The organism is Enterobacter roggenkampii, from assembly GCF_001729805.1.
Classification (GTDB): domain Bacteria; phylum Pseudomonadota; class Gammaproteobacteria; order Enterobacterales; family Enterobacteriaceae; genus Enterobacter; species Enterobacter roggenkampii.
In genome coordinates, this window is record NZ_CP017184.1 from 456,210 (window position 1) to 480,736 (window position 24,527).

Annotated in this window: 28 protein-coding genes; 17 read left to right on the forward strand and 11 right to left on the reverse strand. The window is 55.1% G+C overall.

What is annotated here, in order from left to right; translation table 11 throughout:
* Window positions 1-122 precede the first annotated feature (122 nt).
* Window positions 123-845: an esterase gene (gene yjfP, locus BFV67_RS02125; protein WP_069597789.1), complete on the forward strand. Its 723-nt coding sequence runs from the start codon at window positions 123-125 to the stop codon at window positions 843-845.
* Here yjfP and ulaR read toward each other — a convergent pair.
* Window positions 842-1,597 (reverse strand): HTH-type transcriptional regulator UlaR, encoded by a 756-nt coding sequence (gene ulaR, locus BFV67_RS02130; RefSeq protein WP_008502904.1) that lies wholly within the window; start codon window positions 1,595-1,597, stop codon window positions 842-844. The genes yjfP and ulaR overlap by 4 nt on opposite strands.
* Before the next feature lie 109 nt (window positions 1,598-1,706).
* Window positions 1,707-2,771, reverse strand: a complete 1,065-nt coding sequence (ulaG, locus tag BFV67_RS02135) for an L-ascorbate 6-phosphate lactonase (protein ID WP_010427455.1) — start codon at window positions 2,769-2,771, stop codon at window positions 1,707-1,709.
* 359 nt (window positions 2,772-3,130) lie between these two features.
* Between ulaG and ulaA the strand changes: the two genes are divergently transcribed.
* The 6 genes from ulaA to BFV67_RS02165 are packed head-to-tail and all read left to right on the forward strand — an operon-like array spanning window position 3,131 to window position 7,538.
* Entirely contained in the window at window positions 3,131-4,531 is a 1,401-nt protein-coding gene (gene ulaA, locus BFV67_RS02140; RefSeq protein WP_021240705.1) for a PTS ascorbate transporter subunit IIC, read from the forward strand.
* A 12-nt stretch (window positions 4,532-4,543) separates the two neighbouring features.
* On the forward strand, window positions 4,544-4,849 hold the full coding sequence (gene ulaB / locus BFV67_RS02145) for a PTS ascorbate transporter subunit IIB (RefSeq protein WP_003856022.1): 306 nt from the start codon (window positions 4,544-4,546) through the stop codon (window positions 4,847-4,849).
* A 9-nt stretch (window positions 4,850-4,858) separates the two neighbouring features.
* Window positions 4,859-5,326, forward strand: a complete 468-nt coding sequence (gene ulaC, locus BFV67_RS02150; RefSeq protein WP_069597790.1) for a PTS ascorbate transporter subunit IIA — start codon at window positions 4,859-4,861, stop codon at window positions 5,324-5,326.
* A 12-nt stretch (window positions 5,327-5,338) separates the two neighbouring features.
* Window positions 5,339-5,989 carry a 3-keto-L-gulonate-6-phosphate decarboxylase UlaD gene (gene ulaD, locus BFV67_RS02155; protein WP_008502901.1) on the forward strand — a complete coding sequence of 217 codons (651 nt, stop codon included), beginning with the start codon at window positions 5,339-5,341 and terminating at the stop codon, window positions 5,987-5,989.
* A gap of 9 nt (window positions 5,990-5,998) precedes the next feature.
* Window positions 5,999-6,859 carry an L-ribulose-5-phosphate 3-epimerase gene (locus BFV67_RS02160; RefSeq protein WP_069597791.1) on the forward strand — a complete coding sequence of 287 codons (861 nt, stop codon included), beginning with the start codon at window positions 5,999-6,001 and terminating at the stop codon, window positions 6,857-6,859.
* Window positions 6,852-7,538, forward strand: coding sequence for an L-ribulose-5-phosphate 4-epimerase (locus BFV67_RS02165; protein ID WP_045335503.1), 687 nt, complete (start codon window positions 6,852-6,854; stop codon window positions 7,536-7,538). The genes BFV67_RS02160 and BFV67_RS02165 overlap by 8 nt, the downstream gene beginning before the upstream one ends.
* Before the next feature lie 140 nt (window positions 7,539-7,678).
* Here BFV67_RS02165 and yjfY read toward each other — a convergent pair whose 3' ends face one another.
* Complete coding sequence (gene yjfY / locus BFV67_RS02170) at window positions 7,679-7,954, reverse strand: DUF1471 family protein YjfY (RefSeq protein ID WP_008502898.1); 276 nt, start codon at window positions 7,952-7,954, stop codon at window positions 7,679-7,681.
* Between the two features lie 341 nt (window positions 7,955-8,295).
* Between yjfY and rpsF the strand changes: the two genes are divergently transcribed.
* From rpsF to rplI, 4 genes are read left to right on the forward strand one after another with little or no spacing between them, the layout of a single operon-like run.
* Entirely contained in the window at window positions 8,296-8,691 is a 396-nt protein-coding gene (rpsF, locus tag BFV67_RS02175; RefSeq protein WP_008502896.1) for a 30S ribosomal protein S6, read from the forward strand.
* 6 nt (window positions 8,692-8,697) lie between these two features.
* The gene (priB, locus tag BFV67_RS02180; protein ID WP_008502895.1) at window positions 8,698-9,012 is read left to right on the forward strand and encodes a primosomal replication protein N; all 315 of its coding nucleotides are present in this window, start codon (window positions 8,698-8,700) and stop codon (window positions 9,010-9,012) included.
* 4 nt (window positions 9,013-9,016) lie between these two features.
* Complete coding sequence (rpsR, locus tag BFV67_RS02185) at window positions 9,017-9,244, forward strand: 30S ribosomal protein S18 (RefSeq protein ID WP_000135199.1); 228 nt, start codon at window positions 9,017-9,019, stop codon at window positions 9,242-9,244.
* A gap of 41 nt (window positions 9,245-9,285) precedes the next feature.
* Entirely contained in the window at window positions 9,286-9,735 is a 450-nt protein-coding gene (gene rplI, locus BFV67_RS02190; protein ID WP_008502894.1) for a 50S ribosomal protein L9, read from the forward strand.
* Window positions 9,736-9,803: 68 nt separating this feature from the next.
* On the opposite strand, the gene BFV67_RS02195 is transcribed toward rplI, so the two are convergent.
* The gene (locus tag BFV67_RS02195; protein WP_008502893.1) at window positions 9,804-10,448 is read right to left on the reverse strand and encodes an OapA family protein; all 645 of its coding nucleotides are present in this window, start codon (window positions 10,446-10,448) and stop codon (window positions 9,804-9,806) included.
* Window positions 10,449-10,681: 233 nt separating this feature from the next.
* Between BFV67_RS02195 and fklB the strand changes: the two genes are divergently transcribed.
* Both fklB and cycA read left to right on the forward strand, forming a co-directional pair.
* Window positions 10,682-11,302, forward strand: coding sequence for an FKBP-type peptidyl-prolyl cis-trans isomerase (fklB, locus tag BFV67_RS02200; protein ID WP_008502892.1), 621 nt, complete (start codon window positions 10,682-10,684; stop codon window positions 11,300-11,302).
* Between the two features lie 312 nt (window positions 11,303-11,614).
* Window positions 11,615-13,024, forward strand: coding sequence for a D-serine/D-alanine/glycine transporter (gene cycA, locus BFV67_RS02205; RefSeq protein WP_069597792.1), 1,410 nt, complete (start codon window positions 11,615-11,617; stop codon window positions 13,022-13,024).
* An 86-nt stretch (window positions 13,025-13,110) separates the two neighbouring features.
* Here cycA and ytfE read toward each other — a convergent pair whose 3' ends face one another.
* Window positions 13,111-13,773, reverse strand: coding sequence for an iron-sulfur cluster repair protein YtfE (ytfE, locus tag BFV67_RS02210; protein WP_008502890.1), 663 nt, complete (start codon window positions 13,771-13,773; stop codon window positions 13,111-13,113).
* A 244-nt stretch (window positions 13,774-14,017) separates the two neighbouring features.
* On the opposite strand from ytfE, the gene BFV67_RS02215 reads away from it, so the two are divergent.
* Window positions 14,018-15,667 carry a methyl-accepting chemotaxis protein gene (locus tag BFV67_RS02215; RefSeq protein WP_069597793.1) on the forward strand — a complete coding sequence of 550 codons (1,650 nt, stop codon included), beginning with the start codon at window positions 14,018-14,020 and terminating at the stop codon, window positions 15,665-15,667.
* Between the two features lie 87 nt (window positions 15,668-15,754).
* Here the strand turns inward: BFV67_RS02215 and BFV67_RS02220 are convergent, their stop codons facing one another.
* The 3 genes from BFV67_RS02220 to BFV67_RS02230 form a co-directional block, all read right to left on the reverse strand.
* Entirely contained in the window at window positions 15,755-16,720 is a 966-nt protein-coding gene (locus BFV67_RS02220) for a DMT family transporter (RefSeq protein ID WP_023326558.1), read from the reverse strand.
* 75 nt (window positions 16,721-16,795) lie between these two features.
* The gene (locus tag BFV67_RS02225) at window positions 16,796-17,620 is read right to left on the reverse strand and encodes an AraC family transcriptional regulator (protein ID WP_008502887.1); all 825 of its coding nucleotides are present in this window, start codon (window positions 17,618-17,620) and stop codon (window positions 16,796-16,798) included.
* 81 nt (window positions 17,621-17,701) lie between these two features.
* Window positions 17,702-18,550: an SDR family oxidoreductase gene (locus tag BFV67_RS02230; RefSeq protein ID WP_023293439.1), complete on the reverse strand. Its 849-nt coding sequence runs from the start codon at window positions 18,548-18,550 to the stop codon at window positions 17,702-17,704.
* An 84-nt stretch (window positions 18,551-18,634) separates the two neighbouring features.
* Between BFV67_RS02230 and BFV67_RS02235 the strand changes: the two genes are divergently transcribed.
* Window positions 18,635-19,021 (forward strand): winged helix-turn-helix transcriptional regulator, encoded by a 387-nt coding sequence (locus BFV67_RS02235; RefSeq protein WP_008502885.1) that lies wholly within the window; start codon window positions 18,635-18,637, stop codon window positions 19,019-19,021.
* Between the two features lie 91 nt (window positions 19,022-19,112).
* Here the strand turns inward: BFV67_RS02235 and BFV67_RS02240 are convergent, their stop codons facing one another.
* Window positions 19,113-21,056, reverse strand: a complete 1,944-nt coding sequence (locus BFV67_RS02240) for a bifunctional 2',3'-cyclic-nucleotide 2'-phosphodiesterase/3'-nucleotidase (protein WP_069597794.1) — start codon at window positions 21,054-21,056, stop codon at window positions 19,113-19,115.
* A gap of 190 nt (window positions 21,057-21,246) precedes the next feature.
* On the opposite strand from BFV67_RS02240, the gene cysQ reads away from it, so the two are divergent.
* Complete coding sequence (cysQ, locus tag BFV67_RS02245; protein WP_069597795.1) at window positions 21,247-21,987, forward strand: 3'(2'),5'-bisphosphate nucleotidase CysQ; 741 nt, start codon at window positions 21,247-21,249, stop codon at window positions 21,985-21,987.
* On the opposite strand, the gene BFV67_RS02250 is transcribed toward cysQ, so the two are convergent.
* The gene (locus BFV67_RS02250) at window positions 21,981-22,538 is read right to left on the reverse strand and encodes a YtfJ family protein (protein WP_069597796.1); all 558 of its coding nucleotides are present in this window, start codon (window positions 22,536-22,538) and stop codon (window positions 21,981-21,983) included. The two genes, cysQ and BFV67_RS02250, sit on opposite strands and share 7 nt — an antisense overlap.
* 324 nt (window positions 22,539-22,862) lie before the next feature.
* Here BFV67_RS02250 and BFV67_RS02255 point away from each other — a divergent pair, with 324 nt between their 5' ends.
* The gene (locus tag BFV67_RS02255; protein ID WP_008501430.1) at window positions 22,863-23,069 is read left to right on the forward strand and encodes a DUF1107 domain-containing protein; all 207 of its coding nucleotides are present in this window, start codon (window positions 22,863-22,865) and stop codon (window positions 23,067-23,069) included.
* Between the two features lie 71 nt (window positions 23,070-23,140).
* Here BFV67_RS02255 and paeA read toward each other — a convergent pair whose 3' ends face one another.
* Entirely contained in the window at window positions 23,141-24,478 is a 1,338-nt protein-coding gene (gene paeA, locus BFV67_RS02260) for a polyamine export protein PaeA (protein ID WP_008501429.1), read from the reverse strand.
* Window positions 24,479-24,527 lie beyond the last annotated feature (49 nt).

Below are 24,527 nucleotides of genomic sequence, written 5' to 3' on the forward strand. Positions count from 1 at the left end.
GAATTTAGTTTTGGGGGAATGTTCCCGAAGTGTTAGCTGGGACGTAATTTTCGAATGAAAATAGCCTGAAACCGTAATCCAGTTCTCAACATTATGAATCATCCATTCGTGCAGGGTCGACAATGATTGAAATTGAAATACGCCATCTCGGCGACCATGAAATTTTACACGCTATGCCAGCGGGTAAACGTGATAAACCGCTGCCTGTTGTGGTTTTTTATCATGGGTTTACCTCATCGAAGCTGGTTTACAGTTACTTTGCGGTCGCGCTGGCGCAGGCAGGTTTTCGCGTGGTGATGCCGGATGCGCCTGACCACGGCGCACGATTTATGGGTAATGAGCAGGCGCGCCTTGGGCAGTTCTGGCACATACTGCACGGGAGTCTGACCGAGTTTGCCGGATTGCGCGATGCGCTTTATGAGGCAGGGCTGGTGGCCGAGCATCGTCTGGCCGTGGCCGGGGCGTCGATGGGCGGTATGACAGCCCTGGGGATCATGACGCACCATCCAGAAGTGAAGTCGGTCGCCTGTCTGATGGGCTCGGGTTATTTTACCTCGCTGGCGAAGACCCTTTTTCCCCCTCAGGATTTAGCGGAAATCACTGCGAGGCTGGAAGAGTGGGAAGTAACCCGGGCATTGCCGCGCCTCGCAGATCGCCCGCTTTTGCTGTGGCACGGTGATGCGGATGATGTGGTGCCACCTGACGGTACCTTCCGCCTGCAGCAGGCGTTAAAGAAGGACGGGCTGGACGGTAATCTGACTTGTTTGTGGGAATCAGGCGTTCGCCACCGCATTACGCCAGCGGCGCTGGACGCCACGGTAGCGTTTTTCCGCCAGCACCTTTAAACGCGCAGCACTTTTACTCCCTGATCTTCCAGCTTCTGGAGGATCTCGGGGTTAGCCCCTTTGCCGGTGATCACCAGGTCGATCTGTTCTGCGCGGCTGAACAGCATGCCTGCGCGTTCACCGACTTTACTGCTGTCGACCAGCACCACGAGTTTGCCTACCACGTTGAGCATGTTTTGTTCCGCCATCGCGGTCAGCATATCGGTTTTATACAAACCTTCAGCGGTCAGGCCTTTGCCGCTGGTAAACATCCAGTGTCCGGCGTAGAGACTGTTTTCGCTGTCCTGTGGGCTAAGCGTAATCGACTGACTTTTATTGTACTGACCACCCATGATCACCACGCTCTCATGCTCCTGATCGATGAGATAGTTGGCGAGCGGTAAGTAGTTCGTGATGATTTGCACCGGCTTGCCGCACATCTCGCGGCCCAGCAAAAACGCCGTAGAGCCGCAGTTGATAACGACGCTCTCACCGGGATTCACCAGCTGCGACGCGGCTCTGGCGATCCGCACTTTTTCATCGTGATTCTGCGCCTGATGAATGTTCATCGGCGTCCAGCGGGGGCGCTGCTGGCTAATGGCTTCCGCACCGTTGCGAACTTTTTTCAGCTTGCCGCTTTCATCCAGCTTGTTAATGTCTCGCCGCGCGGTGGCAGGGGAAATCCCTAAACGTTCGATCACTTTCTCGACGGTGATAAACCCTGTTTGCGCCAGGAGTTCCAGTAAAATTTGATGCCGTTGCGCTTCCGTCATGAGCTATTCCGATAAGAATTGATTTGAAAAGATGATATTTGAAATAGCGTGAAATTACTAAAATAAATATGAAATCGCCAGACACAAGTCTGGCGATGTGGCCTCGGAATCAGAGGAAGGACTTAAACGGCAGGTCAGGCTCAATGGTGAAGCAATCATCGAAACCACGCGGGTAGTGGTACTCAAGATTGTCTTTGTCCAGCGGCCAGGTGAACTTGCCGCCTACCTGCCAGATAAATGGCTTGAAGCCGTACTTCAGGCGGTCTTTTTTCATCTCCCACAACACGCGAATTTCCTGCGGATCGGCCTGGAAGTTTGACCAGATATCGTGGTGGAACGGAATAACGACTTTGGTGTTCAGCGCTTCCGCCATGCGCAGCATGTCGGCGCTGGTCATTTTATCCGTAATACCGCGCGGGTTCTCGCCGTAGGAGCCCAGGGCCACGTCAATCTGATGCTCGTTACCGTGCTTAGCGTAGTAGTTGGAGTAGTGGGAGTCACCGCTGTGATACAGGGAGCCGCCCGGCGTTTTGAACAGGTAGTTCACCGCGCGCTCGTCCATGCCGTCTGGCAGTACACCTGCCGCTTTTTGATCGGCCGGCAGCGTAATCAGAGCGGTACGGTCAAAGGCATCCAGGGCATGGATTTCAATGTCTTTGATTTTCACCACGTCGCCCGGTTTCATCACGATGCAGCGCTCTTTCGGCACACCCCAGCCAATCCAGAGATCCACGCAGGTCTGCGGCCCGATAAACGGCACATCGTCCGCGCAGTTTTGCATCACCGCTGCCGCCACGTTTACATCAATATGGTCGTTGTGATCGTGGGTAGAGAGTACGGCATCGATCTGACGAATGGCAAAAGGATCAAGCACAAACGGTGTAGTACGCAGGTTCGGCTGGAGTTTTTCAACGCCGGCCATACGCTGCATCTGGTGGCCTTTTTTCATCAGCGGGTTACCGTGGCTCTGTTTGCCGGTGCCGCACCAGAAATCGACGCAGATATTGGCGCCACCTTCTGATTTCAGCCAGATCCCGGTGCAGCCCAGCCACCACATTGCAAACGTGCCAGGAGCAACCTGTTCCTGCTCGATTTCTTCGTTCAGCCAGCTACCCCACTCCGGAAAGGTGCTCAGAATCCATGATTCACGGGTGATGGTGTTCACTTTACTCATCGTTTTGACTCCTGGTTTTAATCAAAAGTAATCACATTGTGATTCGTTGTGATTAATGCTGGCACCATTTTACGCGCTTTGCAATAGCGAAAATGCGGAATTTTATCTGCTCAACGTCACAGACTCTCTGCTTGTTACTTGTTAGATTATCGCGTAATAAACATTAATTTCATGAATTATAAGGACTAATTTATTTCATTTGTGCGGTAGTGAAAATCATTACTAACTGAAGGGAAATAAATTGCGTGATGCGTCACAAATAATCAAATTCAATCTTGTGGTGATTATTTGTGATTAATAGAGTGATGGCACCAACCGCACAGGGATTGCCCCTCGTGTTCTCATTTCTGGAGAGAGTTATGGAGATCCTCTACAACGTCTTTACCGTTTTCTTTAATCAGGTAATGACCAACGCCCCGCTGTTGCTGGGTATCGTGACGTGCCTGGGATATATCCTGCTGCGTAAAAGCGTCAGCGTGATTATTAAAGGCACCATCAAAACCATTATCGGTTTCATGCTGTTGCAGGCGGGGTCGGGCATACTGACCAGCACGTTTAAGCCAGTCGTTGCCAAAATGTCGGAAGTGTATGGCATTAATGGGGCTATCTCTGATACCTACGCCTCAATGATGGCGACCATCGATCGTATGGGCGATGCCTATAGCTGGGTAGGTTACGCCGTTCTGCTCGCGCTGGCGCTGAACATTATCTATGTTCTGCTGCGCCGCATTACCGGTATTCGCACCATCATGCTCACCGGGCACATTATGTTCCAGCAGGCGGGGCTGATTGCGGTTTCTCTCTATATCTTCGGTTACCCAATGTGGACCACGATTATCTGCACCGCGGTGCTGGTATCGCTCTACTGGGGTATCACCTCCAACATGATGTACAAGCCAACCCAGATAGTGACCGACGGTTGCGGTTTTTCCATCGGTCACCAGCAACAGTTTGCTGCCTGGATTGCTTATAAAGTTGCGCCGTACCTGGGCAAAAAAGAAGAGAGTGTTGAAGACCTTAAGCTGCCTGGCTGGCTGAATATCTTCCATGACAACATCGTGTCGACCGCGATTGTGATGACCCTCTTCTTCGGCGCCATTCTGCTCTCCTTCGGTATTGATGTGGTGCAGGCGATGGCGGGGAAAACCCACTGGACGGTTTACATCCTGCAGACCGGTTTCTCTTTCGCCGTGGCTATTTTCATCATTACTCAGGGCGTGCGTATGTTCGTCGCCGAACTGTCTGAAGCTTTCAACGGTATCTCTCAGCGCCTGATTCCTGGCGCGGTACTGGCCATCGACTGTGCCGCTATCTATAGCTTCGCGCCAAACGCGGTGGTCTGGGGCTTTATGTGGGGCACCATCGGCCAGCTGATTGCGGTGGGCATCCTGGTCGGCTGCGGCTCCTCAATCCTGATTATTCCGGGCTTTATCCCGATGTTCTTCTCCAACGCCACCATCGGCGTATTCGCTAACCACTTCGGCGGCTGGCGCGCGGCGCTCAAGATCTGCCTGGTAATGGGCATGGTTGAAATCTTTGGCTGCGTGTGGGCGGTCAAGCTCACCGGTATGAGCGCCTGGATGGGCATGGCGGACTGGTCAATTCTGGCACCGCCGATGATGCAGGGTTTTGCCTCCATCGGACTGATCTTTATGGCCATCATCATCCTGATTGCTCTGGCTTATATGTTCTTCGCTGGCCGTTCGCTGCGAGCTGAAGAAGATGCGGAAAAACAAACAGCAGAAGTGTCTGCTCATTAAGGAGTTTCGATTATGACCGTACGTATCCTGGCTGTGTGTGGTAATGGGCAAGGCAGCTCCATGATCATGAAGATGAAAGTGGACCAGTTTTTAACCCAGTCCAACATCGACCACACGGTGAACAGCTGCGCAGTGGGTGAATACAAAAGTGAGCTGAACGGCGCGGACATCATCATCGCCTCTACTCATATCGCCGGCGAAATTAGTGTGTCGGGTAATAAATATGTGGTGGGCGTACGTAACATGCTGTCGCCTGCGGATTTCGGACCAAAACTGCTGGAAGTGATCAAAGAACACTTCCCACAAGACGTGAAGTAAGGACGCCATATGAAACTACGTGATTCGCTGGCAGAGAATAACTCCATCCTTTTACAGGCCGAAGCCAGTACCTGGCAGGAAGCGGTGAAGCTGAGTGTGGATCTGCTGGTTAAGGCTGACGTTGTCGAGCCTCGTTACTACCAGGCGATTCTGGATGGCGTAGCGCAGCATGGCCCTTACTTTGTGATTGCGCCAGGCCTGGCGATGCCGCATGGCCGCCCGGAAGAGGGCGTCAAGAAAACCGGCTTCGCGCTGGTGACGCTGAAAACGCCGCTGGTGTTTAACCACGAAGATAACGACCCGGTCGACATCCTTATCACTATGGCGGCTGTCGATGCCAATACCCACCAGGAGGTGGGCATCATGCAGATCGTCAATCTGTTTGATGACGAAGCCAATTTTGACCGTTTACGCGCCTGCCGCACCGCGCAGGACGTGCTGGATTTAATTGATAACGCCCCTGCGGCGGCCGTTTAAGAGGAATTGAATATGTCATTACCCATGTTGCAAGTTGCGCTGGATAACCAAACGCTGTCTCACGCTTACGAAACCACCCGCCTGATTGCGGAAGAAGTGGACATCATTGAAGTGGGTACCATTCTGTGCGTGGGCGAAGGCGTTCGTGCGGTTCGTGACCTGAAAGCGCTCTATCCGCATAAAATCGTGCTGGCGGATGCCAAAATCGCCGACGCAGGCAAAATCCTCTCCCGCATGTGCTTCGAAGCCAACGCCGACTGGGTCACCGTGATCTGCTGTGCGGATATCAACACCGCCAAAGGCGCGCTGGACGTGGCAAAAGAGTTTAATGGCGACGTGCAGATTGAGCTGACCGGCTTCTGGACCTGGGAGCAGGCGCAAGAATGGCGTGACGCAGGCATTCAGCAGGTGGTGTATCACCGCAGCCGTGATGCGCAGGCCGCAGGTGTGGCGTGGGGCGAGGCGGATATCAGCGCCATCAAACGTCTGGCCGATATGGGCTTCAAAGTGACCGTCACTGGCGGTCTGGCGCTGGAAGATCTGCCGCTGTTCAAGGGCATCCCGATTCACGTCTTTATTGCCGGTCGCAGCATTCGTGATGCGGCGTCCCCGGTGGAAGCGGCGCGTCAGTTCAAACGCTCAATCGCTCAGCTTTGGGGCTAAGGAGCGGGTATGTTGTCAAAACAGGTCCCGCTTGGCATCTATGAAAAGGCACTCCCTGCGGGGGAGTGCTGGCTGGAGCGGTTACAGCTCGCAAAACAGCTGGGCTTCGATTTTGTCGAAATGTCGGTGGATGAGACGGACGAGCGTCTTGCTCGCCTCGACTGGAGCCGCGAACAGCGCCTGGCACTGGTAAGCGCCATCGCGGAAACGGGCGTGCGCGTGCCGTCCATGTGCCTGAGCGCTCATCGTCGTTTTCCGCTCGGCAGCGAAGATGATGCCGTGCGCGCGCAGGGGCTGGAGATCATGCGTAAAGCCATCCGCTTTGCGCAGGACGTGGGTATCCGCGTGATCCAGCTGGCGGGTTATGACGTTTACTATCAGGAAGCCAACAATGAAACGCGCCGTCGTTTCCGTGATGGTCTGAAAGAGAGCGTTGAGATGGCCAGCCGTGCGCAGGTCACGCTGGCAATGGAGATCATGGATTACCCGCTGATGAACTCCATCAGTAAGGCGCTGGGCTACGCGCACTATCTGAACAACCCGTGGTTCCAGCTTTATCCCGATATCGGCAACCTGTCGGCATGGGATAACGACGTGCAGATGGAGCTGCAGGCAGGCATAGGGCATATCGTGGCGGTGCACGTCAAAGATACCCGTCCTGGCGTGTTTAAAAACGTACCGTTCGGCGCCGGGGTGGTGGATTTCGAACGGTGCTTCGAGACGCTCAAGCAGACAGGCTATTGCGGGCCTTACCTGATTGAGATGTGGAGCGAAACGTCGGACAACCCTGCTGCGGAAGTAGCAAAGGCGCGGGACTGGGTGCGCGAGCGTATGGCGCGCGCGGGATTACTGGAGGCTGAACATGCTTAAGCTTAAACAGCAGGTCTTTGAAGCCAACATGGATCTGCCCCGCTATGGCCTGGTCACCTTCACCTGGGGTAACGTCAGCGCTATCGATCGCGAGCAGGGGCTGATCGTGATTAAGCCGAGCGGTGTGGCGTATGACACCATGAACGCTGACGATATGGTGGTGGTCGATCTTGAAGGAAACGTCGTTGACGGTAAATGGCGTCCTTCTTCGGACACGGCGACCCATCTGGCGCTGTATCGGCGTTATCCGTCCCTTGGCGGTGTGGTGCATACTCACTCCACGCACGCGACCGCCTGGGCACAGGCGGGGCTGGCGATTCCGGCGCTGGGCACGACACATGCGGACTACTTCTTTGGCGACATCCCCTGCACGCGCGCATTAACGCAGGATGAAGTGGAAGGAGAGTACGAACTCAACACCGGAAAGGTGATTATCGACACGCTGGGAGAATGCGAGCCGCTGCATACGCCGGGGATTGTGGTGTATCAGCACGGCCCGTTCGCCTGGGGAAAAGATGCCCACGACGCCGTCCATAATGCGGTCGTCATGGAGGAAGTGGCACGTATGGCGTGGATTGCCCGCGGCATTAACCCACAGCTTCAGGGCATTGATGATTACCTGATGAACAAGCATTTCATGCGCAAGCATGGCCCGAATGCCTATTACGGGCAGAAGTGAATAAGTGCTCTGGAATACCGAAAAACAGTTGTAACCGGTGGTATTCCGGAGCCATTCACAAAAAAAGCCCCCGGGCAGGGGGCAACGTCAACTATGGCTATGTTCTCGTTGTTGGCTTTCCTGGTGCTAGCGTTAAGGCGTTATCGGTAAATATCTGCACTGGCGTGCATATTGCCGTTGCTGCCGGGCTCACGGATTAACATCACGTGGTAATAAGTTGCGCCCTGGGCGTCGGTCTCTTCATTTAGTGCCTGATCTGCTTCGCTTTCGGTGGCGAAATTATGATTAATATAGATTACGCCTAAGCTGTGCACATCATCCATGTTTCTGGCCTGTCGGCTGTCTATCTTGATGGCTGCCATCGCGTTTGCACTGAGCAAAAGCGCCGCCATTATGGCTAATGCGATTTTTTTCATGATATGCGCTCCACGACTGCGTGCTGTGAGAGGGGGGATGCTCCTTCTTCTGTTTCGGTTATCTCTGATTAAAGTGTAATCACTCCTCCGGCGGGGATGCGTGACCATTTCTGATGCAGTTGTTCAAAAAAACACCGCTTACGGGTGTGAGTAATTTTAAATCACCCACTTAGACCCGCTTCGCGCTTTGTGCGAATTATTTGTGCAATCAGCTTGAGTTTCCAGGGGCGCGCAAGTATTATGACGCGTCAATTTTTCAGCCGACCTTTAACACGTTCCTTGCCTCCCCGGGCCTCGGCTGACCCAGACAGGAGGCTGAATAATCCGTAAGGAGCAATTCGATGCGTCATTACGAAATCGTTTTTATGGTCCATCCTGACCAGAGCGAACAGGTTCCGGGTATGATCGAGCGCTACACTGGTGCAATCACTGCAGCAGCGGGCACGATCCACCGTCTGGAAGACTGGGGCCGCCGTCAGCTGGCTTATCCGATCAACAAACTGCACAAAGCACACTACGTTCTGATGAACGTTGAAGCGCCGCAGGAAGTGATCGATGAGCTGGAAACTAACTTCCGCTTCAACGATGCCGTTATCCGCAGCATGGTTATGCGTACCAAAAACGCAGTGACCGAAGCATCTCCGATGGTTAAAGCGAAAGACGAGCGCCGTGAGCGTCGCGATGATTTCGCAAACGAAACCGCAGATGATTCTGATGCTGGGGATTCTGAAGAGTAATTTCTGATGACCAACCGTCTGGCGTTGTCCGGCATCGTATGCAGGGCTCCCCTTCGAAAGGTCAGTCCATCAGGAATTCCGCATTGCCAGTTCGTGCTTGAGCATCGTTCTGTGCAAGAGGAAGCCGGGTTTCACCGGCAGGCGTGGTGCCAAATGCCCGTTATTATTAGCGGACACGAAAACCAGGCCATTACTCACAGTTTAACGGTCGGTAGTGCAGTAATCGTTCAGGGGTTCATCTCTTGCCACAAGGCAAAGAACGGTCTGAGCAAAATGGTTCTGCATGCCGAGCAGATTGATTTGATAGATTCTGGAGACTAGCCATATGGCACGTTATTTCCGTCGTCGCAAGTTCTGCCGTTTCACCGCGGAAGGCGTTCAAGAGATCGACTATAAAGATATCGCAACGCTGAAAAACTACATCACCGAAAGCGGTAAGATTGTCCCAAGCCGTATCACCGGTACTCGTGCAAAATATCAGCGTCAGCTGGCTCGCGCTATCAAACGCGCTCGCTACCTGTCCCTGCTGCCGTACACTGATCGTCATCAGTAATCGGGCACGGTCCATTAATACGACTTTAAGAGGATAAGGTAATGCAAGTTATTCTGCTTGATAAAGTAGCAAACCTGGGCAGCCTGGGTGATCAGGTAAACGTTAAAGCGGGTTACGCTCGTAACTTCCTGGTTCCACAGGGTAAAGCTGTTCCAGCTACCAAGAAAAACGTAGAGTTTTTCGAAGCACGTCGCGCTGAACTGGAAGCCAAACTGGCTGACGTTCTGGCGGCTGCTAACGCTCGCGCTGAAGCAATCAACGCACTGGGCACCGTTACCATCGCGTCCAAAGCTGGCGACGAAGGTAAACTGTTCGGTTCCATCGGTACCCGCGATATCGCTGATGCAGTTTCTGCAGCAGGCGTTAAAGTGGCTAAGAGCGAAGTTCGTCTGCCGAACGGCGTTCTGCGTACCACTGGTGAGCACGAAGTTGACTTCCAGGTTCACAGCGAAGTGTTCGCTAAACTGGTTGTTAACGTTGTAGCTGAGTAATTTTTTACTCTGCTCACGTTGAAACGCCGGCCTTGTGCCGGCGTTTTGCTTTTTACAGAACCCCGCCCTTAACGTACCCTGATAAAGCTGCCGTCTGTCTGGCGGGTAAACAGCACCTGTTGTCCATTTCCGGTATCAATCGTTAATCCTGTCACCACCCCGCTGGCATTCTGGCGAATTTGCACCATCTGGCCATTCTGCAGGTTACTGAGCGGTTTACCCGCGCCTTCCACCTTCGCCATGGCATACACGTCTGTCGGCGGCAGGTTGTGGTCACGGAACAGCTGCGCCAGCGTTTTACCTGGCTCTACGCGATAGGAACGCCACTGTTGCTCAATGCCGGTGGGCTGTTGGGTCTGAGGCTGAGACGGGGCGGCGGCCTGTTCCTGTGGCTGTTCGTCCTGAATCGGCTCTGGCTCAACCGGCGCGACCTGACCCGGATCGTTAGACGGGGTAACGAGCTGCGTCTGCATCGGCTGTGCGTCAGGCTGCGGTCGCGTTTGCGACTGAAGGTCCAGCTGAGCATTGCGGGTGACGGGGGCAGTATCAACATCATCGCCACCGGAAGGAAGCAGGAAGCCCACAATCACCATCAGCGCACCAATGATGATCCCTCTGCGATGCAGAGGAGGCAGCGGATCCATGATGCGAAAATTGTCCGGCGCCTGCCAGATTTTCGCCAGGGTAGGTTTCAGTTCAAATCGCCCGGGCATGGCACTCCTCCTGCTCCGCGTATTTTTTATCCTGTGCCCCGAAGTATAGTTTGCTAACTGCCTGAACGGCGTAGTAAACCCGACATCCGTGACATCAGTTCGGGATTAATCCTGGTTCTCTCTATTGTTTCTGTTTCGTCGCGGTTTGTCACCTTAACTTCAGACAAAGTTTTACCCATAAGGGCATGGCTGATATGCTGCCCGCTACTTTAAATGTGATGGAAGGAAAACCCATGACCACCCCGACTTTTGACACTATCGAAGCGCAGGCAAGTTACGGTATCGGCTTGCAGGTAGGACAGCAGCTGAGCGAATCCGGCCTGGAAGGTCTGTTACCTGAAGCGCTGGTGGCGGGTATCGCTGACGCGCTGGAAGGTAAACAGCCTGCCGTTCCGGTTGACGTTGTGCACCGTGCGCTGCGTGAAATCCACGAGCGTGCTGACGCCGTGCGTCGCGCGCGCTTTGAAGAGATGGCCGCCGAAGGTGTGAAATATCTGGAAGAGAACCGTGAGCGTGAAGGCGTGAACAGCACCGAGTCTGGTCTGCAGTTCCGTGTGATCAATCAGGGCGATGGCGCAATCCCGGCGCGTACCGACCACGTTCGCGTACACTACACCGGTAAGCTGATCGACGGTACCGTCTTCGACAGCTCCGTCGCGCGCGGCGAACCGGCTGAGTTCCCGGTGAATGGCGTTATCGCAGGCTGGATCGAAGCGCTGACCCTGATGCCAGTCGGTTCCAAATGGGAACTGACTATCCCGCATAACCTGGCTTACGGCGAGCGCGGCGCTGGCGCGTCCATCCCGCCATTCAGCACTCTGGTCTTTGAAGTCGAGCTGCTGGAAATTCTGTAATCGACTTTTCTTATTTCCTCTCCCCGGTTGGGGAGGGGAAAATAGCGTGAAAACCTATAGTTAAGACGGAATCAATATTTTATCTTGCAAACGAAACTGTTGCGTGTATTTTTGTGAGCTGTTTCGCGCTGCATGAGTGATATGACACTCACTTTCAACATATTATTAACATAATATCTAAATCATAGTATTCATCCCGCCGATTCTTACCTAATATCGATTAGCCCTAACAAGGGAACGTCATTTTTTTGACGTATTTAAAGGCCAGAAGAGCCTTAACAACACAGACAGGCATAAACAGGAAAATATCACATGGTAGATCAGGTCAAAGTCGTCGCCGACGAAGAGGCGTCGTCTGAACAGTCGCTACGGCGCAATCTCACAAACCGTCATATTCAGCTCATTGCTATTGGGGGTGCCATCGGTACCGGGCTGTTTATGGGGTCAGGCAAAACCATCAGTCTCGCCGGACCGTCAATCATATTCGTTTATATGATTATCGGTTTTATGCTGTTCTTCGTGATGCGTGCAATGGGTGAGCTGCTGCTCTCGAACCTCGAATACAAATCCTTCAGCGACTTCGCTTCAGACCTGCTCGGGCCATGGGCGGGCTATTTCACCGGCTGGACCTACTGGTTCTGCTGGGTCGTGACCGGTATGGCGGACGTCGTGGCGATAACCGCCTATGCGCAGTTCTGGTTCCCCGGGCTGTCGGACTGGGTGGCCTCGCTGGCGGTTATTGTTCTGCTGCTGAGCCTGAACCTCGCCACCGTTAAAATGTTCGGTGAGATGGAGTTCTGGTTCGCGATGATCAAAATCGTGGCCATTGTCGGGCTCATCGTGGTGGGCCTGGTGATGGTGCTCACCTACTTCCAGTCACCAACCGGCGTTCAGGCGTCGTTTACCCATCTGTGGAATGATGGAGGCTGGTTCCCGAAAGGTATCAGCGGCTTCTTTGCCGGCTTCCAGATTGCGGTGTTCGCGTTTGTAGGGATTGAGCTTGTCGGAACGACCGCTGCGGAAACCAAAGATCCGGAGAAGTCTCTCCCGCGCGCCATCAACTCCATTCCGGTGCGTATCATCATGTTCTACGTCTTCGCGCTGATCATCATTATGTCCGTGACGCCGTGGAGCTCGGTGGTGCCAAGCAAGAGCCCGTTCGTTGAGCTGTTCGTGCTGGTGGGGCTGCCTGCGGCGGCGAGCCTGATTAACTTCGTGGTGCTGACCTCAGCGGCGTCTTCCGCGAACAGCGGCGTGTTCTCAACCAGCCGTATGCTGTTTGGTCTGGCGCAGGAAGGCGTGGCGCCGAGCGCGTTCGCCAAGCTGTCTAAGCGTGCGGTACCTGCGAAAGGGCTGACCTTCTCCTGCATGTGCCTGCTGGGCGGCGTGGTGATGCTCTACGTAAACCCAAGCGTGATTGGCGCGTTCACCATGATTACCACGGTCTCAGCGATCCTGTTTATGTTCGTCTGGACCATCATCCTCTGTTCCTATCTGGTGTACCGCAAACAGCGCCCACACCTGCATGAAAAATCGATCTACAAGATGCCGCTGGGCAAGCTGATGTGCTGGGTGTGCATGGCGTTCTTCGTCTTCGTGCTGGTTCTGCTGACGCTGGAAGATGATACCCGTCAGGCGCTGATCGTCACGCCGCTGTGGTTTATCGCCCTGGGGCTGGGCTGGATGTTTATCGGTAAGAAACGGATGGCTGGCATGCGTTAAGCATGTTGCCGGGTGGCGCTGACGCTTACCCGGCCTACGTTCGAGGACGTTGCAGGCCCGGTAAGCGCTAGCGCCACCGGGCTTTTTTATTCCCCCGCTAGTGCCCGCGGGAACAGAACGTTGTTCTCAAGACTGATGTGTTCCATCAGGTCGTCAATCATCTCGTTAATGCCGTTGTACATCGCTTTCCACGTTGTGCACGCTTCTGGCGGCGGCGTGACGTTGTGGGTGGTGTGTTTGATCACTTCCAGCAGTTCGCCCGCGTCATCATGCTCGCTTTCCATCACGCTGATGGGCCCCATCGCCTGGCTTCCCATTCCCTGTTTAATCATCGGGAAGAGGATCTGCTCTTCTTTCATCATGTGGCTGGAAAGCTCTTCGTGCAGCAGGGTCAGGTATTTCGCCAGACCGCGCGGAACGGAAGGTTTGTCGGCATGCACGCGCTCGACTTTGGTCGCCTGCAGGATCAACTCCGGCAGCTGTTCACGGTGACGGTCATGGTAACGCACGATGATGTGGTCGATGATTTCTGCGAGCGGAGCGGTTCGCCAGTCTTTGTCGACGGGCTGCTCGGCCAGCTTCGCCAGCTCGGCTTCAATCACCTCAACGTTCAGCTCTTTGCGTAAGGCCGCCCGTGCCAGGGTTTGCTTACCGCCGCAGCAGTAGTCCATATCGTATTTGCGAAACAGCGCAGAAGCGCGAGGAATGGAGAGCGCCAGCTCGCCCAGGGGTTGGTCGCGAAAGGCCATAGCAGTTACCTCATCATCAATAATATAAAGTGCATATTAAATGCATCTTTTAAGCGACGCTATAACCCTTTAGAGGAACGGGTAAAAGTGAGATGCAGATCACAAAAAAATATCCGATTTAACTCTCTGAATGGGTTCAGGAAAGTGGTTTCGAAACTTTTTAAAGGTGGAGAAACAGTAAACAACCCGCTGCACCTGCCGATATATCCACGTCAGACAAACCTGCATATAACAAAGGCAACGCATGTTTAAACGTATAAAAGTCATTACCCTTCTGATTTCGGTGCTGCTTGTGCTCGGCATCATGCAAGTGATTTCCGCCGGTATCTTTATCAACGCCCTGAATAACGATAAAGACAACTTTACCGTGTCGCAGCTCTCCAGCAAGAACGTGGCGGAGTTTACCGATGCGTGGATCAGTCTGAACCAGGCGCGCGTCACCCTGAACCGCGGGATGCTGCGCCTGCAAAGCAGCATGGCCTCGCAAATTAACGGCGGTCAGCTGAATGAGCTGGTGAGCACGGCGAAAAATCTGCTGACTGAAGCCCAGGTTCATTACGATAAATACTATGCCTTGCCGAATACGCCAGGCCTGGATGAGAACCTGACCAACCAACTCGAAGAGCAGTACCGCATTTACTCTGCAACGCTGACGCAAATGAACGTTCTGCTGAGCCAGGGCAATCTGGAAGATATGTTCAAGCAGAATGCCGAACAAAAACAGAATGCGATGCAGACGGTTTATCGTGAATGGCGTGAAGCGCAGGCCGCGCTCACGGATAAAGGCATTCAGGATAACGAAAGTGATTACAAACGCATCCTGTGGATCCTCTCTGCGGTCATGCTGCTGGTGATCGTGGTGATTATCTCCAGCTGGATTGCGATGCGCCGCGTGCTGCTGCTGCCTCTGGAAGAGGTGATTAACCATATTCGCGCCATTGCGGCAGGCGATCTCACCCAGCCGATTCAGGCCGACGGTAAAAATGAAATGGCCATCCTGGCGCGTAACGTGCAGGAGATGCAAACTTCGCTGGCGAACACCGTGGGCGTGGTGCGCGAAGGCGCAGATACCATTTACACCGGTGCAGGCGAAATCTCCGCAGGCAGTAACGATCTCTCTTCCCGTACCGAGCAGCAGGCCGCGTCTCTGGAAGAGACGGCAGCCAGCATGGAGCAACTGACGGCGACCGTGAAGCAGAACGCCGATAACGCGCGTCAGGCTTCCCGTCTGGCGCTGGATGCCTCCTCCACGGCGAAGAAGGGCGGTAACGTGGTGGAAGGCGTCGTGCGGACGATGGACGAAATCGCCACCAGCTCCAGCAAAATCGCGCAAATTACCAACGTGATCGACGGGATTGCCTTCCAGACAAATATTCTGGCGCTGAACGCGGCGGTGGAAGCGGCTCGTGCAGGCGAGCAGGGCCGTGGCTTTGCGGTGGTGGCAGGGGAAGTGCGTACCCTTGCCCAGCGCAGCGCTCAGGCGGCGAAAGAGATCAAAGCGCTGATCGATGACTCCGGCGAACGCGTGAACGCGGGCTCGCAGCTGGTTAACGAAGCCGGGGAGACGATGGCTGAGATCGTCAATGCGGTTACTCGCGTCACCGACATTATGGGCGAAATTGCTTCGGCCTCTGACGAGCAGAGCCGCGGTATCGACCAGGTGGGCCAGGCGGTAGCCGAGATGGACCGCGTGACCCAGCAGAACGCCTCACTGGTGGAGGAGTCTGCGGCCGCGGCGGCGGCGCTGGAAGATCAGGCTGCACGCCTGAACGAAGCGGTGGCGGTGTTCAAAATTACCCGCAACCAGGCGGTCAAAGCGGCGCCGGTAAAAACCTATGTGCCAAAAGCGCAGCCTGTCGCGGCGGCGTCTGAAGCAAACTGGGAAACGTTTTAACATCATGCCGGGTGGCGCTGGCGCTTACCCGGCCTACGAAACGGCTCCTTGTAGGCCGGGTAAGGCGGAGCCGCCACCCGGCAAATATCACACCTCCGACGCCGGAACGACCCTCGGTTTTTCCGGCTTCGCTCTCACCGCCATCACTACCCCCACCACCAGCAGAACGATCCCGCAGGCCGTGAACAGCGGCGGCACGCTCTGGCGCATCAGGAAGGTATAAAGCAGTCCGGCCAGGGTTTCGAAAACAATCAGCGGCCCTAAGATCACCGTCGGCAGCTTCTGGCTGGCAATGTTCCAGCACAGCGCGCCCACCCATGAGCACAGCACCGCGATCGCAACCATCAGGCCAATGAACACCCACGGTCTTGGCCCGAAGGGCTGGGCGAAGTCCGGCTGCTGATGGCCCAGCCAGAGGCATGCGCCGAGATACCCCACGACGGATACGGGCAGCGTGACCAGCGCCTGCGCCGTCGCCCACATCATCGGGTGCTTGTCCGGGTTCTCACGCAGCCAGCGCGCGTTGCGCAGGGCATACCATGCCCAGCACGCCACGGAAATGAACGCCAGCAGAATGCCAGAACCGTACCGCCACAGGTCAACATCGCCCTGCCCATGGCGCAGCTCGGCAATATTAACGCATATCAGCCCCAGGGCGGTGCAGACCAGCGCCGGGGCCATTTTTGACCACGCCAGTTTGCCATCGCGCTGGCTGTAGAGCAGGTTAGCAAAGACGGGGATGACGACCGGCAGCGTGCCGATAATCATGGTCGATACCGGCGCACCGGTACGCTGAATGGCACTCGCGAGGCAAACGTAATAGATAAGATTGCCCATCATGGTCAGCGCCAGCGCGGTCCCCCAGTCCTGACGGCTGAGCTGGCGCAAGCGCGCGCGTCCCAGCCACGCCAGGGGCAGGGCAATCAGCCCCAGCGCCAGATAACGTCCGGTCGACTGTAATATTGCCGGATACTCGGGCACGATCAGCGGGCCGACAAAAATCAGTCCCCACATCATCCCGGCCAGCAGGGCATACAACACTCCACTAATCATTTTTCCATCCACAGGTATTTACGCTGTAGTCAGTGTAGGAGGGGCGAATGCGCGCGTATTGTATGAGATTGCGCATTAGCGCCGTGTAACCTGCTTCTGGTAGCGCACGGGCGTAATGCCGTAGCGGTGGGTAAACGCGCGGGTCAGATGTGACTGATCGGTCAGCCCGGTTGCGGCGGCAACCTCTGCGGCGGGCATGCCGTGGGTGAGAAACGCTTTGGCGCGCCAGAGTCGAATGGCCATCAGCATCTGATGCGGCGTCACGTGAAAATGGGCTTTGAACTGGCGCTGGAAATGATACGGGCTGAGCGAGACGACGCTGGCCAGCTCGTCCAGCGTCAGAGCGCGCATATAGTTGTCGTGCAGGTACTCGCGTACCCGTTCGAAGCGGTGCGCGCCTTCCTGGACCCGTGGCGCGTGGTGGGCAAACGGCTGGAAGGTCTCAATCAGATCCAGCAGTAAACCTTTTTGCGCAAGCGGATCGTCCGTGTGCCACAAGCCGTAAATAAGCCTGCCGATTTGCTGTGAGCGTAACGGATCATGACGGGTCACGTCGCTGAACCACCAGTGTCGGAGGCCGGTCACCTCTTCCAGCAGATCGGGTTCGATATAGACCATCCGGTAGCGCCAGCCGCCCTCGGTGGCGGATTCGCCGGTGTGGATCTCGTCCGGGTTCATGGTAACGACGGATTTCTCCGCCGCGAGATGCTGGCTGCCGCGATAGCGAAAGCGTTCGGCACCGGTTTCAATCGTGCCGATGCCGAAGGCTTCATGGGTGTGAGGCTCAAAGGCGTAGTCAGAAATATGCGCGTGATACAGCTCCAGGCCCGGCAGCTGCGCCAGATGGCGAAAGCGCGCGCTGTCTCTTTCATCATTAAACTGTTCCGGTACGCCTTGCACGGTGAGCCTCCTCGTGGGTCATCTTTTCATTATCAAAGATGACCCGAGGGGATGCCACAAAAAATAACCATCCCGTAACCATTACAGGATGGCTTTAATGCTCTCCGCCAGCGTAGTGGTTGGGCGCCCGATCAGTTTGCTCAGCGTATGGCTGTCGTCAAAGAGCCCGCCTTTGGAGGCCCCGATATCGGAGTCCGCCAGCATATCGGCCAGCCCGGCAGGCAGGCCGACGCTCTTCAGCGCGGCAGCAAACTCCGCTTCGCTGAGATTCTGGTAGGTGACCGGCTTTCCGCTCTGTTTGCTCAGTTCAGCCGCCAGTTCGCTCAGCGTCCAGCCGTGGTCGCCCGCCAGTTCATACACCTTGCCCGCATGGCCCTCTTCAGCAATCACTTTCGCTGCCGCCGCGGCATAGTCTGCGCGGGTGGCAGAGGCAATTTTGCCTTCGCCTGCCGCACCAATAAACACGCCGTGTTCCAGCGCAGGCGGCGCGCTCGCCAGATAGTTTTCGGTATACCAGCCGTTGCGCAGCAGGGCATAAGGAATGCCGGACGCCGCCAGCGCTTTTTCAGTGGCAACGTGTTCAACGTGCAGACCGAGCGGCGAGGTATCCGCATGCAGCAGGCTGGTGTAGGCGATAAATTTCACCCCTGCCGCTTTGGCGGCGTTAATCACGTTCTGGTGCTGGGCCGCGCGCTGGCCGACTTCGCTGGACGAGATCAGCAGCAGCTTATCCACGCCGTTCAGCGCGGCAGTGAATGCGGCTTCATCCGTGTAGTCCGCCTGACGAACCACAATTCCCTGCTGGCTTAAGGCTTCAGCTTTTGCCGGGTTACGTACGATGGCCACAATCTGATTAGCCGGTACGGTGTTCAACAGCTGTTCGATAACGAGATGGCCAAGCTGGCCGGTGGCGCCGGTGATCGCGATCATGATGAATCTCCTTCGTGTTTGTCTGGTGTTGTGGCACACTAGCACCATAGCTAACTTTTAGTAAGTACGTACAAAAAGGTAAGTATGAAAACAACGATACCGACGCTCAGCGAACAATTGCGCGATGGCAATCTCTTCGCGGAACAGTGCCCTTCACGAGAGGTGCTCAAACACGTTACCAGCCGCTGGGGGGTACTGATTCTGCTGGCGCTGCGCCAGGGAACGCATCGCTTTAGCGATCTGCGCCGTAAAATGGGCGGGGTGAGCGAAAAGATGCTGTCCCAGTCGCTTCAGGCGCTGGAGCAGGACGGGTTTGTCGATCGCGTATCGTACCCGGTTGTGCCGCCGCACGTAGAGTATAGCCTGACCCCGATGGGGATCGAGGTCAGCGAGAAAGTCGCCGCGCTGGCGGACTGGATTGAGGTGAATACGCCGAAGGTGATGGCGAATCGGGACGATCGCGCGGCGTAAAAGCCGGGTGGCGGCTTCGCCTTACCCGGCCTACCCATAATCTTCCATCCCGTAGGCCGGGTAAGCGAAGCGCCACCCGGCACAATCGCCGCTACTTACTTAAATCCAGGTGATAAATCGCGAACCCAATATCATCCGTCGCCACCTGTTTCATCGGATACTGCGCCTTCTCCTTAATAAACGCGGCTGCCTTCTCGGTCGGTGACGTTTCAAAGCGGATATCCAGCGGCGTATCGCTGTGGATCGGCGCCAGACGCCAGTTGTTATCCACCGCCGGATGAATTTCGCCGGCCTTTTTCGACTCGGCGCTGATCCACGCCGCCAGCACAGAGCGGTTCTCGTCCGGCGAGGCAAAGGCGATGTGGCCATCTCCCGTACCGGCAAACTTACCGCCGTAGGCACGGTAGTTATTGGTCACCACCAGGAAAGTGGCATTCGGGTCGATCGCCTTGCCGTTGAAGGTCAGGTTTTTAATGCGCTCCGCCTGCGGGTTGATCGCCTGACACTCGCCGTCATATTTCGCCGGCTGGGTGACGTCAATCTGGTAGTTCACGCCGTCGATCACGTCGAAGTTGTAGGTGCGGAAGCCGTCCCAGTTAATCAGCGACTGCGGCTTGCTGCTGTGTGGGTCAATCTGGTTAAACTGTCCGGCAGAACACTCCAGCCACTCTTTTACCTCTTTCCCGGTGGCTTTAACCACCACCAGCGTATTCGGGTAGAGATAGAGATCGGCGGCATTACGGAAGGTGAGCTGGCCCTTTTCGACCTCCACATAGCTTGCCGGGTCATTCTTACGCCCGCCCACTTTGAATGGCGCTGCGGCGGAGAGTACCGGCAGTTTCGCCAGATCCGGATCGCCCTGCACAAAGTGTTCGGCATAGGCTTTCTGCGCCATGTTGACGACCTGAACGGTCGGATCGTCCTGCACCAGCGCCAGGAAGCTGTACATGTTGTCGGCGGATTTGCCGATCGGCTTGCTGACGAATTCGCGCGTGGCGTCGTGATCGTGCTTCAGCACGTCGACCAGTTTTTTATCTTCCGCCGCCAGCGATTTTTTCGCCGCAGCGTCGTAAATTGGGCGCGCTTCTGCTTTTGACTGCGTGACCTTCCAGCGGCCGCCGTCGTTATTCAGCACCAGATCCACCACGCCAAGATGGTCGCCCCACATGCCCGGCATCACCGACGGCACGCCGTTAAGCGTCCCTTTCTCAATATCCGCCCCTTTAATGCTGGCAAAGTCTTTGCCCGGGAAGACCGCGTGGGCGTGGCCGAACAGGATTGCATCAACGCCCGGAATCTCACTCAGGTAGTAAACGGAGTTTTCTGCCATGGCCTGGTATGGATCGGCGGAGAGGCCCGAGTGGGCGAGAACGACCACCAGATCGGCGCCTTTCTCACGCATTTCCGGCACGTATTTACGCGCGGTTTCGGTGATGTCGTTAACGGTCACCTTACCGTCGAGGTTGGCCTTATCCCACGTCATGATCTGCGGCGGGACAAAACCGATATAGCCGATTTTCAGCGTCTGTTTTTTCCCGTCCTGATCGACAACCTCAGTCTCTTTAATCAGGTAAGGCGTAAAAAGCGGCTTTTGGGTCTTAACGTCGATGATATTGGCGTTAACGTACGGGAATTTTGCGCCTGCCAGGGCATCGTGCAGGTATGTCAGACCGTAGTTGAATTCATGGTTGCCGAGGTTACCGACGGTATAGTCCAGGGTGTTCATCGCTTTATAAACAGGATGGATCTCGCCTTTTTTCAGCCCCCTGGTCGCCATGTAGTCCCCGAGCGGACTGCCCTGAATGAGATCGCCGTTATCGACCAGCACGCTATTTTTCACTTCGCCACGCGCCGCATTGATCAAACTCGCCGTGCGTACCAGTCCGAATTTTTCCGTCGGGGTATCTTTGTAGTAATCGAAATCCATCATGTTGCTGTGCAGATCGGTCGTTTCCAGAATACGTAAATCGACCGTCGCTGCCTGCACGCTCGCCGCAATCAGCGTCGCCAGGAGCGTTGCGCTAAACTTAATCATCAGAAGAGTCCTTTTTTCGATCCAGGCCACAAAAGAGTATGTATCTATAACGTGTTGCTTACATAAATGTGAATCCTGACAGAAAAAAGCAACCTGAAACCGGAATTGCTTCACAGATAGCGGAATTGTTCACATTACGATATAACTAAAACAAAGAGTTAACCTCACTGCGTTAACAAAGAGGTGGAAAATGCTAGATAAAATTTGTCAGCTCGCACGGGATGCGGGGGATGCCATCATGCAGGTGTATGACGGTAGTAAACCCATGGAGGTTGTCAGCAAAGCGGACGACTCTCCGGTCACGGCGGCAGATATCGCGGCGCATAAGGTGATCCTGAAAGGGTTACAGGCCTTAACGCCGGACATCCCCGTCCTGTCAGAAGAAGCGCCGCAAAGCTGGGAAGAGCGCCAGCACTGGCAGCGCTACTGGCTGGTGGACCCCCTGGACGGGACAAAAGAGTTCATCAAGCGCAACGGTGAATTCACCGTCAATATCGCCCTGATTGAGAAGGGTAAAGCGGTGCTGGGCGTGGTCTACGCGCCGGTCATGAAGGTGATGTACAGTGCTGCGGAAGGAAAGGCGTGGAAGGAAGAGTGCGGCGTGCGCAAGCAGATCCAGGTGCGCGACGCGCGTCCGCCGCTGGTGGTGATTAGCCGCTCGCACAGCGACAGCGAGCTGCAGGAGTATCTGCAGCAGCTGGGTGAACACCAGACCACCTCGATTGGCTCATCGCTGAAATTCTGCCTGGTGGCGGAAGGACAAGCTCAGCTCTATCCCCGCTTTGGGCCGACGAACGTCTGGGATACCGCCGCCGGGCACGCCGTTGCCGCGGCCGCCGGGGCGCATGTTCATGACTGGCAGGGCAAGCCGCTGGACTACACCCCGCGCGAATCCTTCCTCAATCCCGGCTTCCGCGTCTCTATTTATTGAGCCAGCAGCTTATGCAGCAGGTCGACAACCTGCTGCACCTCTTCCTGGGTCAGCGCCCCGTCTTTCACCCACTGTACGCGGCCGTTCTTATCCAGCACGACAATCGCAGAGCTCTCTTCCTCCAGCTGCCAGGCCTTACGGGTGACGCCGTTGCTGTCGACGATAAACTGCGACCACGGATAGAGCTTTTTATTGCTCTCAAGGCTTGAACGCACAAACATCCCGGAGCCCGGAATGGCGTCATCGGTATTCACGATCGTGGTGGTCTGGTAACGATCGTGTGGGAATTTTGCCGCCTTGATGGCCTCCACCAGGTTGGCATTTTTCTCTTTTGCAGATGTACGACCGGCAATATGTTGTACAACTCTCACTTTGCCCGCGAGCTGCGCGCTATTCCAGGCTTTATAGCTAAACTTATCATTGTCGAGAATCAATTCTCCCCGGTCAACAATGCCGACTGGCGGTACACGTTGTCCTTTTTCAATGTTGTGAGCACTCGCCCACAGGGGCAGCAGCAGGCTGGCTGCTGCAAGGATAGTACGTAGGGTCATGGCGTTTCCTTATTATTTGCAGGTGATCCGACCACTTGGTCATGCACTTTTAATGATAAGTGCGATCAATGTGGTTTTCCCGCAATCCCGATGCCACTTTGCGGGTGAACGCACATATCCATGAAAAAACGACGGCTTATACTGCGCTCAGTCACGCTTTGCAAAGATTATTCTGAATAATTGTAATCAAACGGTAAATAAACTTATGCACACTGGGTAACACCGTAGTTCTGGTCTATAGTCATTGGGCATTAAAATTTGCGCTCAGGACAGTCGGGCCGATTGTGGCACCGCAAGAGCGTATGATTCGCAGGAGATACAAGAATGAAAATTTTCCAACGCTACAACCCGCTTCAGGTGGCGAAGTACGTGAAGATCCTGTTCCGTGGACGGTTGTATATCAAGGATGTTGGCGCTTTTGAGTTTGATAAGGGCAAAATCCTTGTCCCAAAAGTGAAGGACAAACAGCACCTGTCTGTGATGTCCGAAGTCAACCGTCAGGTTATGCGTCTGCAAACTGAGATGGCTTAACCAACGTGCTATGCAGTAGTTAAAAAAACGGCTCCCGATGGGAGCCGTTGATGTTTGTGGGGACAGGAACCTTACGCCGACACCTTCTCTTCCGCATCCGGCAGCTTCGGCACCAGTACGGTCGGTTTGTTGTCGATGCGCGTCACCAGCAGCTGGTCGATGCGGTAGTTATCAATATCCACCACTTCAAACTTGTAGCCGGAGAACTTCACCGAGTCGGTACGTTTCGGGATCTTACGCAGCATAAACATCATAAAACCGCCGATGGTCTCGTAGTTTCCGGACTGCGGGAACTCGTCGATATCCAGCACGCGCATCACATCTTCAATTGGCGTGCCGCCATCAATCAGCCATGAATTATCGTCACGCTGAACAATCTGCTCTTCCAGCCCCTGGCCTACCAGGTCGCCCATCAGCGTGGTCATGACGTCGTTGAGGGTGATAATACCCACCACCAGCGCGTATTCGTTCATGATCACCGCGAAGTCTTCCCCGGCGGTTTTGAAACTTTCCAGCGCTTCTGAGAGCGTCAGGGTGTCCGGCACAATCAGGGTATTGCGGATTTGCACGCCGCTGTTCAGCGCCAGGCTCTGGTTCGCCAGCACGCGGTTCAGCAGGTCTTTGGAGTCGACGTAACCGATGATGTGGTCAATATCTTCATTACAGACCAGGAACTTGGAGTGCGGATGCTGCGCCACTTTGTTCTTCAGGCTCTGCTCATCTTCATGTAAATCGAACCAGATAATGCTTTCACGGCCCGTCATGGAAGAGGGCACGGTACGGGATTCCAGTTCGAATACGTTCTCAATCAGCTCGTGTTCCTGCTTACGCAGTACCCCGGCCAGGGCACCGGCTTCCACGACCGCATAAATGTCGTCAGAGGTGATGTCATCTTTACGCACCATCGGCAGCTTAAAGATGCGGAAAATGACGTTTGCCAGGCCGTTGAAGAACCACACCAGCGGGCGGAACACAAACAGGCAGAAGCGCATCGGGTTGATGATACGCAAAGCCACGGCTTCTGGCGCAATCATACCGATGCGTTTCGGGGTCAGGTCGGCGAAGAGGATGAACAGCCCGGTCACCAGCGAGAAGGAGAGGATAAAGCTCAGCTGTTCGGCCAGTTCGGCGGACATGTACTGCGCAAAGAGGCTATAAAACGCCGGGGAAAATGCCGCATCGCCCACGATACCGCCCAGGATAGCCACCGCGTTCAGACCAATTTGCACCACGGTAAAGAACGTACCGGGGTTTTCCTGCATTTTGAGAATGCGAGAGGCGTTGATGTTGCCCTCGTCGGCGAGCAGCTTCAGTTTGATTTTACGGGACGCGGCCAGCGAGATCTCGGATATCGAGAAAAATGCACTGACGGCAATCAGACAAAGTATTACTAAAATACTGTTTAACATAGTTTATCCGGCTTCTCGCCAGATCCTCAGAAGGGGAGTTGATACCATT

What these genes read in the sequence shown, in the direction of transcription:
- BFV67_RS02255 (WP_008501430.1), top strand. Translation starts at nt 22,863, where the DNA reads ATGAAAATTTTCCAACGCTACAACCCGCTTCAGGTGGCGAAGTACGTG.
- ulaC (WP_069597790.1), top strand. Translation starts at nt 4,859, where the DNA reads ATGAAACTACGTGATTCGCTGGCAGAGAATAACTCCATCCTTTTACAG.
- BFV67_RS02250 (WP_069597796.1), bottom strand. Translation starts at nt 22,538, where the DNA reads ATGACCCTACGTACTATCCTTGCAGCAGCCAGCCTGCTGCTGCCCCTG.
- BFV67_RS02240 (WP_069597794.1), bottom strand. Translation starts at nt 21,056, where the DNA reads ATGATTAAGTTTAGCGCAACGCTCCTGGCGACGCTGATTGCGGCGAGC.
- BFV67_RS02230 (WP_023293439.1), bottom strand. Translation starts at nt 18,550, where the DNA reads ATGATCGCGATCACCGGCGCCACCGGCCAGCTTGGCCATCTCGTTATC.
- BFV67_RS02220 (WP_023326558.1), bottom strand. Translation starts at nt 16,720, where the DNA reads ATGATTAGTGGAGTGTTGTATGCCCTGCTGGCCGGGATGATGTGGGGA.
- ytfE (WP_008502890.1), bottom strand. Translation starts at nt 13,773, where the DNA reads ATGGCCTTTCGCGACCAACCCCTGGGCGAGCTGGCGCTCTCCATTCCT.
- fklB (WP_008502892.1), top strand. Translation starts at nt 10,682, where the DNA reads ATGACCACCCCGACTTTTGACACTATCGAAGCGCAGGCAAGTTACGGT.
- paeA (WP_008501429.1), bottom strand. Translation starts at nt 24,478, where the DNA reads ATGTTAAACAGTATTTTAGTAATACTTTGTCTGATTGCCGTCAGTGCA.
- ulaA (WP_021240705.1), top strand. Translation starts at nt 3,131, where the DNA reads ATGGAGATCCTCTACAACGTCTTTACCGTTTTCTTTAATCAGGTAATG.
- cycA (WP_069597792.1), top strand. Translation starts at nt 11,615, where the DNA reads ATGGTAGATCAGGTCAAAGTCGTCGCCGACGAAGAGGCGTCGTCTGAA.
- yjfY (WP_008502898.1), bottom strand. Translation starts at nt 7,954, where the DNA reads ATGAAAAAAATCGCATTAGCCATAATGGCGGCGCTTTTGCTCAGTGCA.
- ulaG (WP_010427455.1), bottom strand. Translation starts at nt 2,771, where the DNA reads ATGAGTAAAGTGAACACCATCACCCGTGAATCATGGATTCTGAGCACC.
- BFV67_RS02235 (WP_008502885.1), top strand. Translation starts at nt 18,635, where the DNA reads ATGAAAACAACGATACCGACGCTCAGCGAACAATTGCGCGATGGCAAT.
- ulaB (WP_003856022.1), top strand. Translation starts at nt 4,544, where the DNA reads ATGACCGTACGTATCCTGGCTGTGTGTGGTAATGGGCAAGGCAGCTCC.
- BFV67_RS02195 (WP_008502893.1), bottom strand. Translation starts at nt 10,448, where the DNA reads ATGCCCGGGCGATTTGAACTGAAACCTACCCTGGCGAAAATCTGGCAG.
- priB (WP_008502895.1), top strand. Translation starts at nt 8,698, where the DNA reads ATGACCAACCGTCTGGCGTTGTCCGGCATCGTATGCAGGGCTCCCCTT.
- BFV67_RS02215 (WP_069597793.1), top strand. Translation starts at nt 14,018, where the DNA reads ATGTTTAAACGTATAAAAGTCATTACCCTTCTGATTTCGGTGCTGCTT.
- rpsR (WP_000135199.1), top strand. Translation starts at nt 9,017, where the DNA reads ATGGCACGTTATTTCCGTCGTCGCAAGTTCTGCCGTTTCACCGCGGAA.
- cysQ (WP_069597795.1), top strand. Translation starts at nt 21,247, where the DNA reads ATGCTAGATAAAATTTGTCAGCTCGCACGGGATGCGGGGGATGCCATC.
- rplI (WP_008502894.1), top strand. Translation starts at nt 9,286, where the DNA reads ATGCAAGTTATTCTGCTTGATAAAGTAGCAAACCTGGGCAGCCTGGGT.
- BFV67_RS02160 (WP_069597791.1), top strand. Translation starts at nt 5,999, where the DNA reads ATGTTGTCAAAACAGGTCCCGCTTGGCATCTATGAAAAGGCACTCCCT.
- BFV67_RS02165 (WP_045335503.1), top strand. Translation starts at nt 6,852, where the DNA reads ATGCTTAAGCTTAAACAGCAGGTCTTTGAAGCCAACATGGATCTGCCC.
- ulaR (WP_008502904.1), bottom strand. Translation starts at nt 1,597, where the DNA reads ATGACGGAAGCGCAACGGCATCAAATTTTACTGGAACTCCTGGCGCAA.
- ulaD (WP_008502901.1), top strand. Translation starts at nt 5,339, where the DNA reads ATGTCATTACCCATGTTGCAAGTTGCGCTGGATAACCAAACGCTGTCT.
- rpsF (WP_008502896.1), top strand. Translation starts at nt 8,296, where the DNA reads ATGCGTCATTACGAAATCGTTTTTATGGTCCATCCTGACCAGAGCGAA.
- yjfP (WP_069597789.1), top strand. Translation starts at nt 123, where the DNA reads ATGATTGAAATTGAAATACGCCATCTCGGCGACCATGAAATTTTACAC.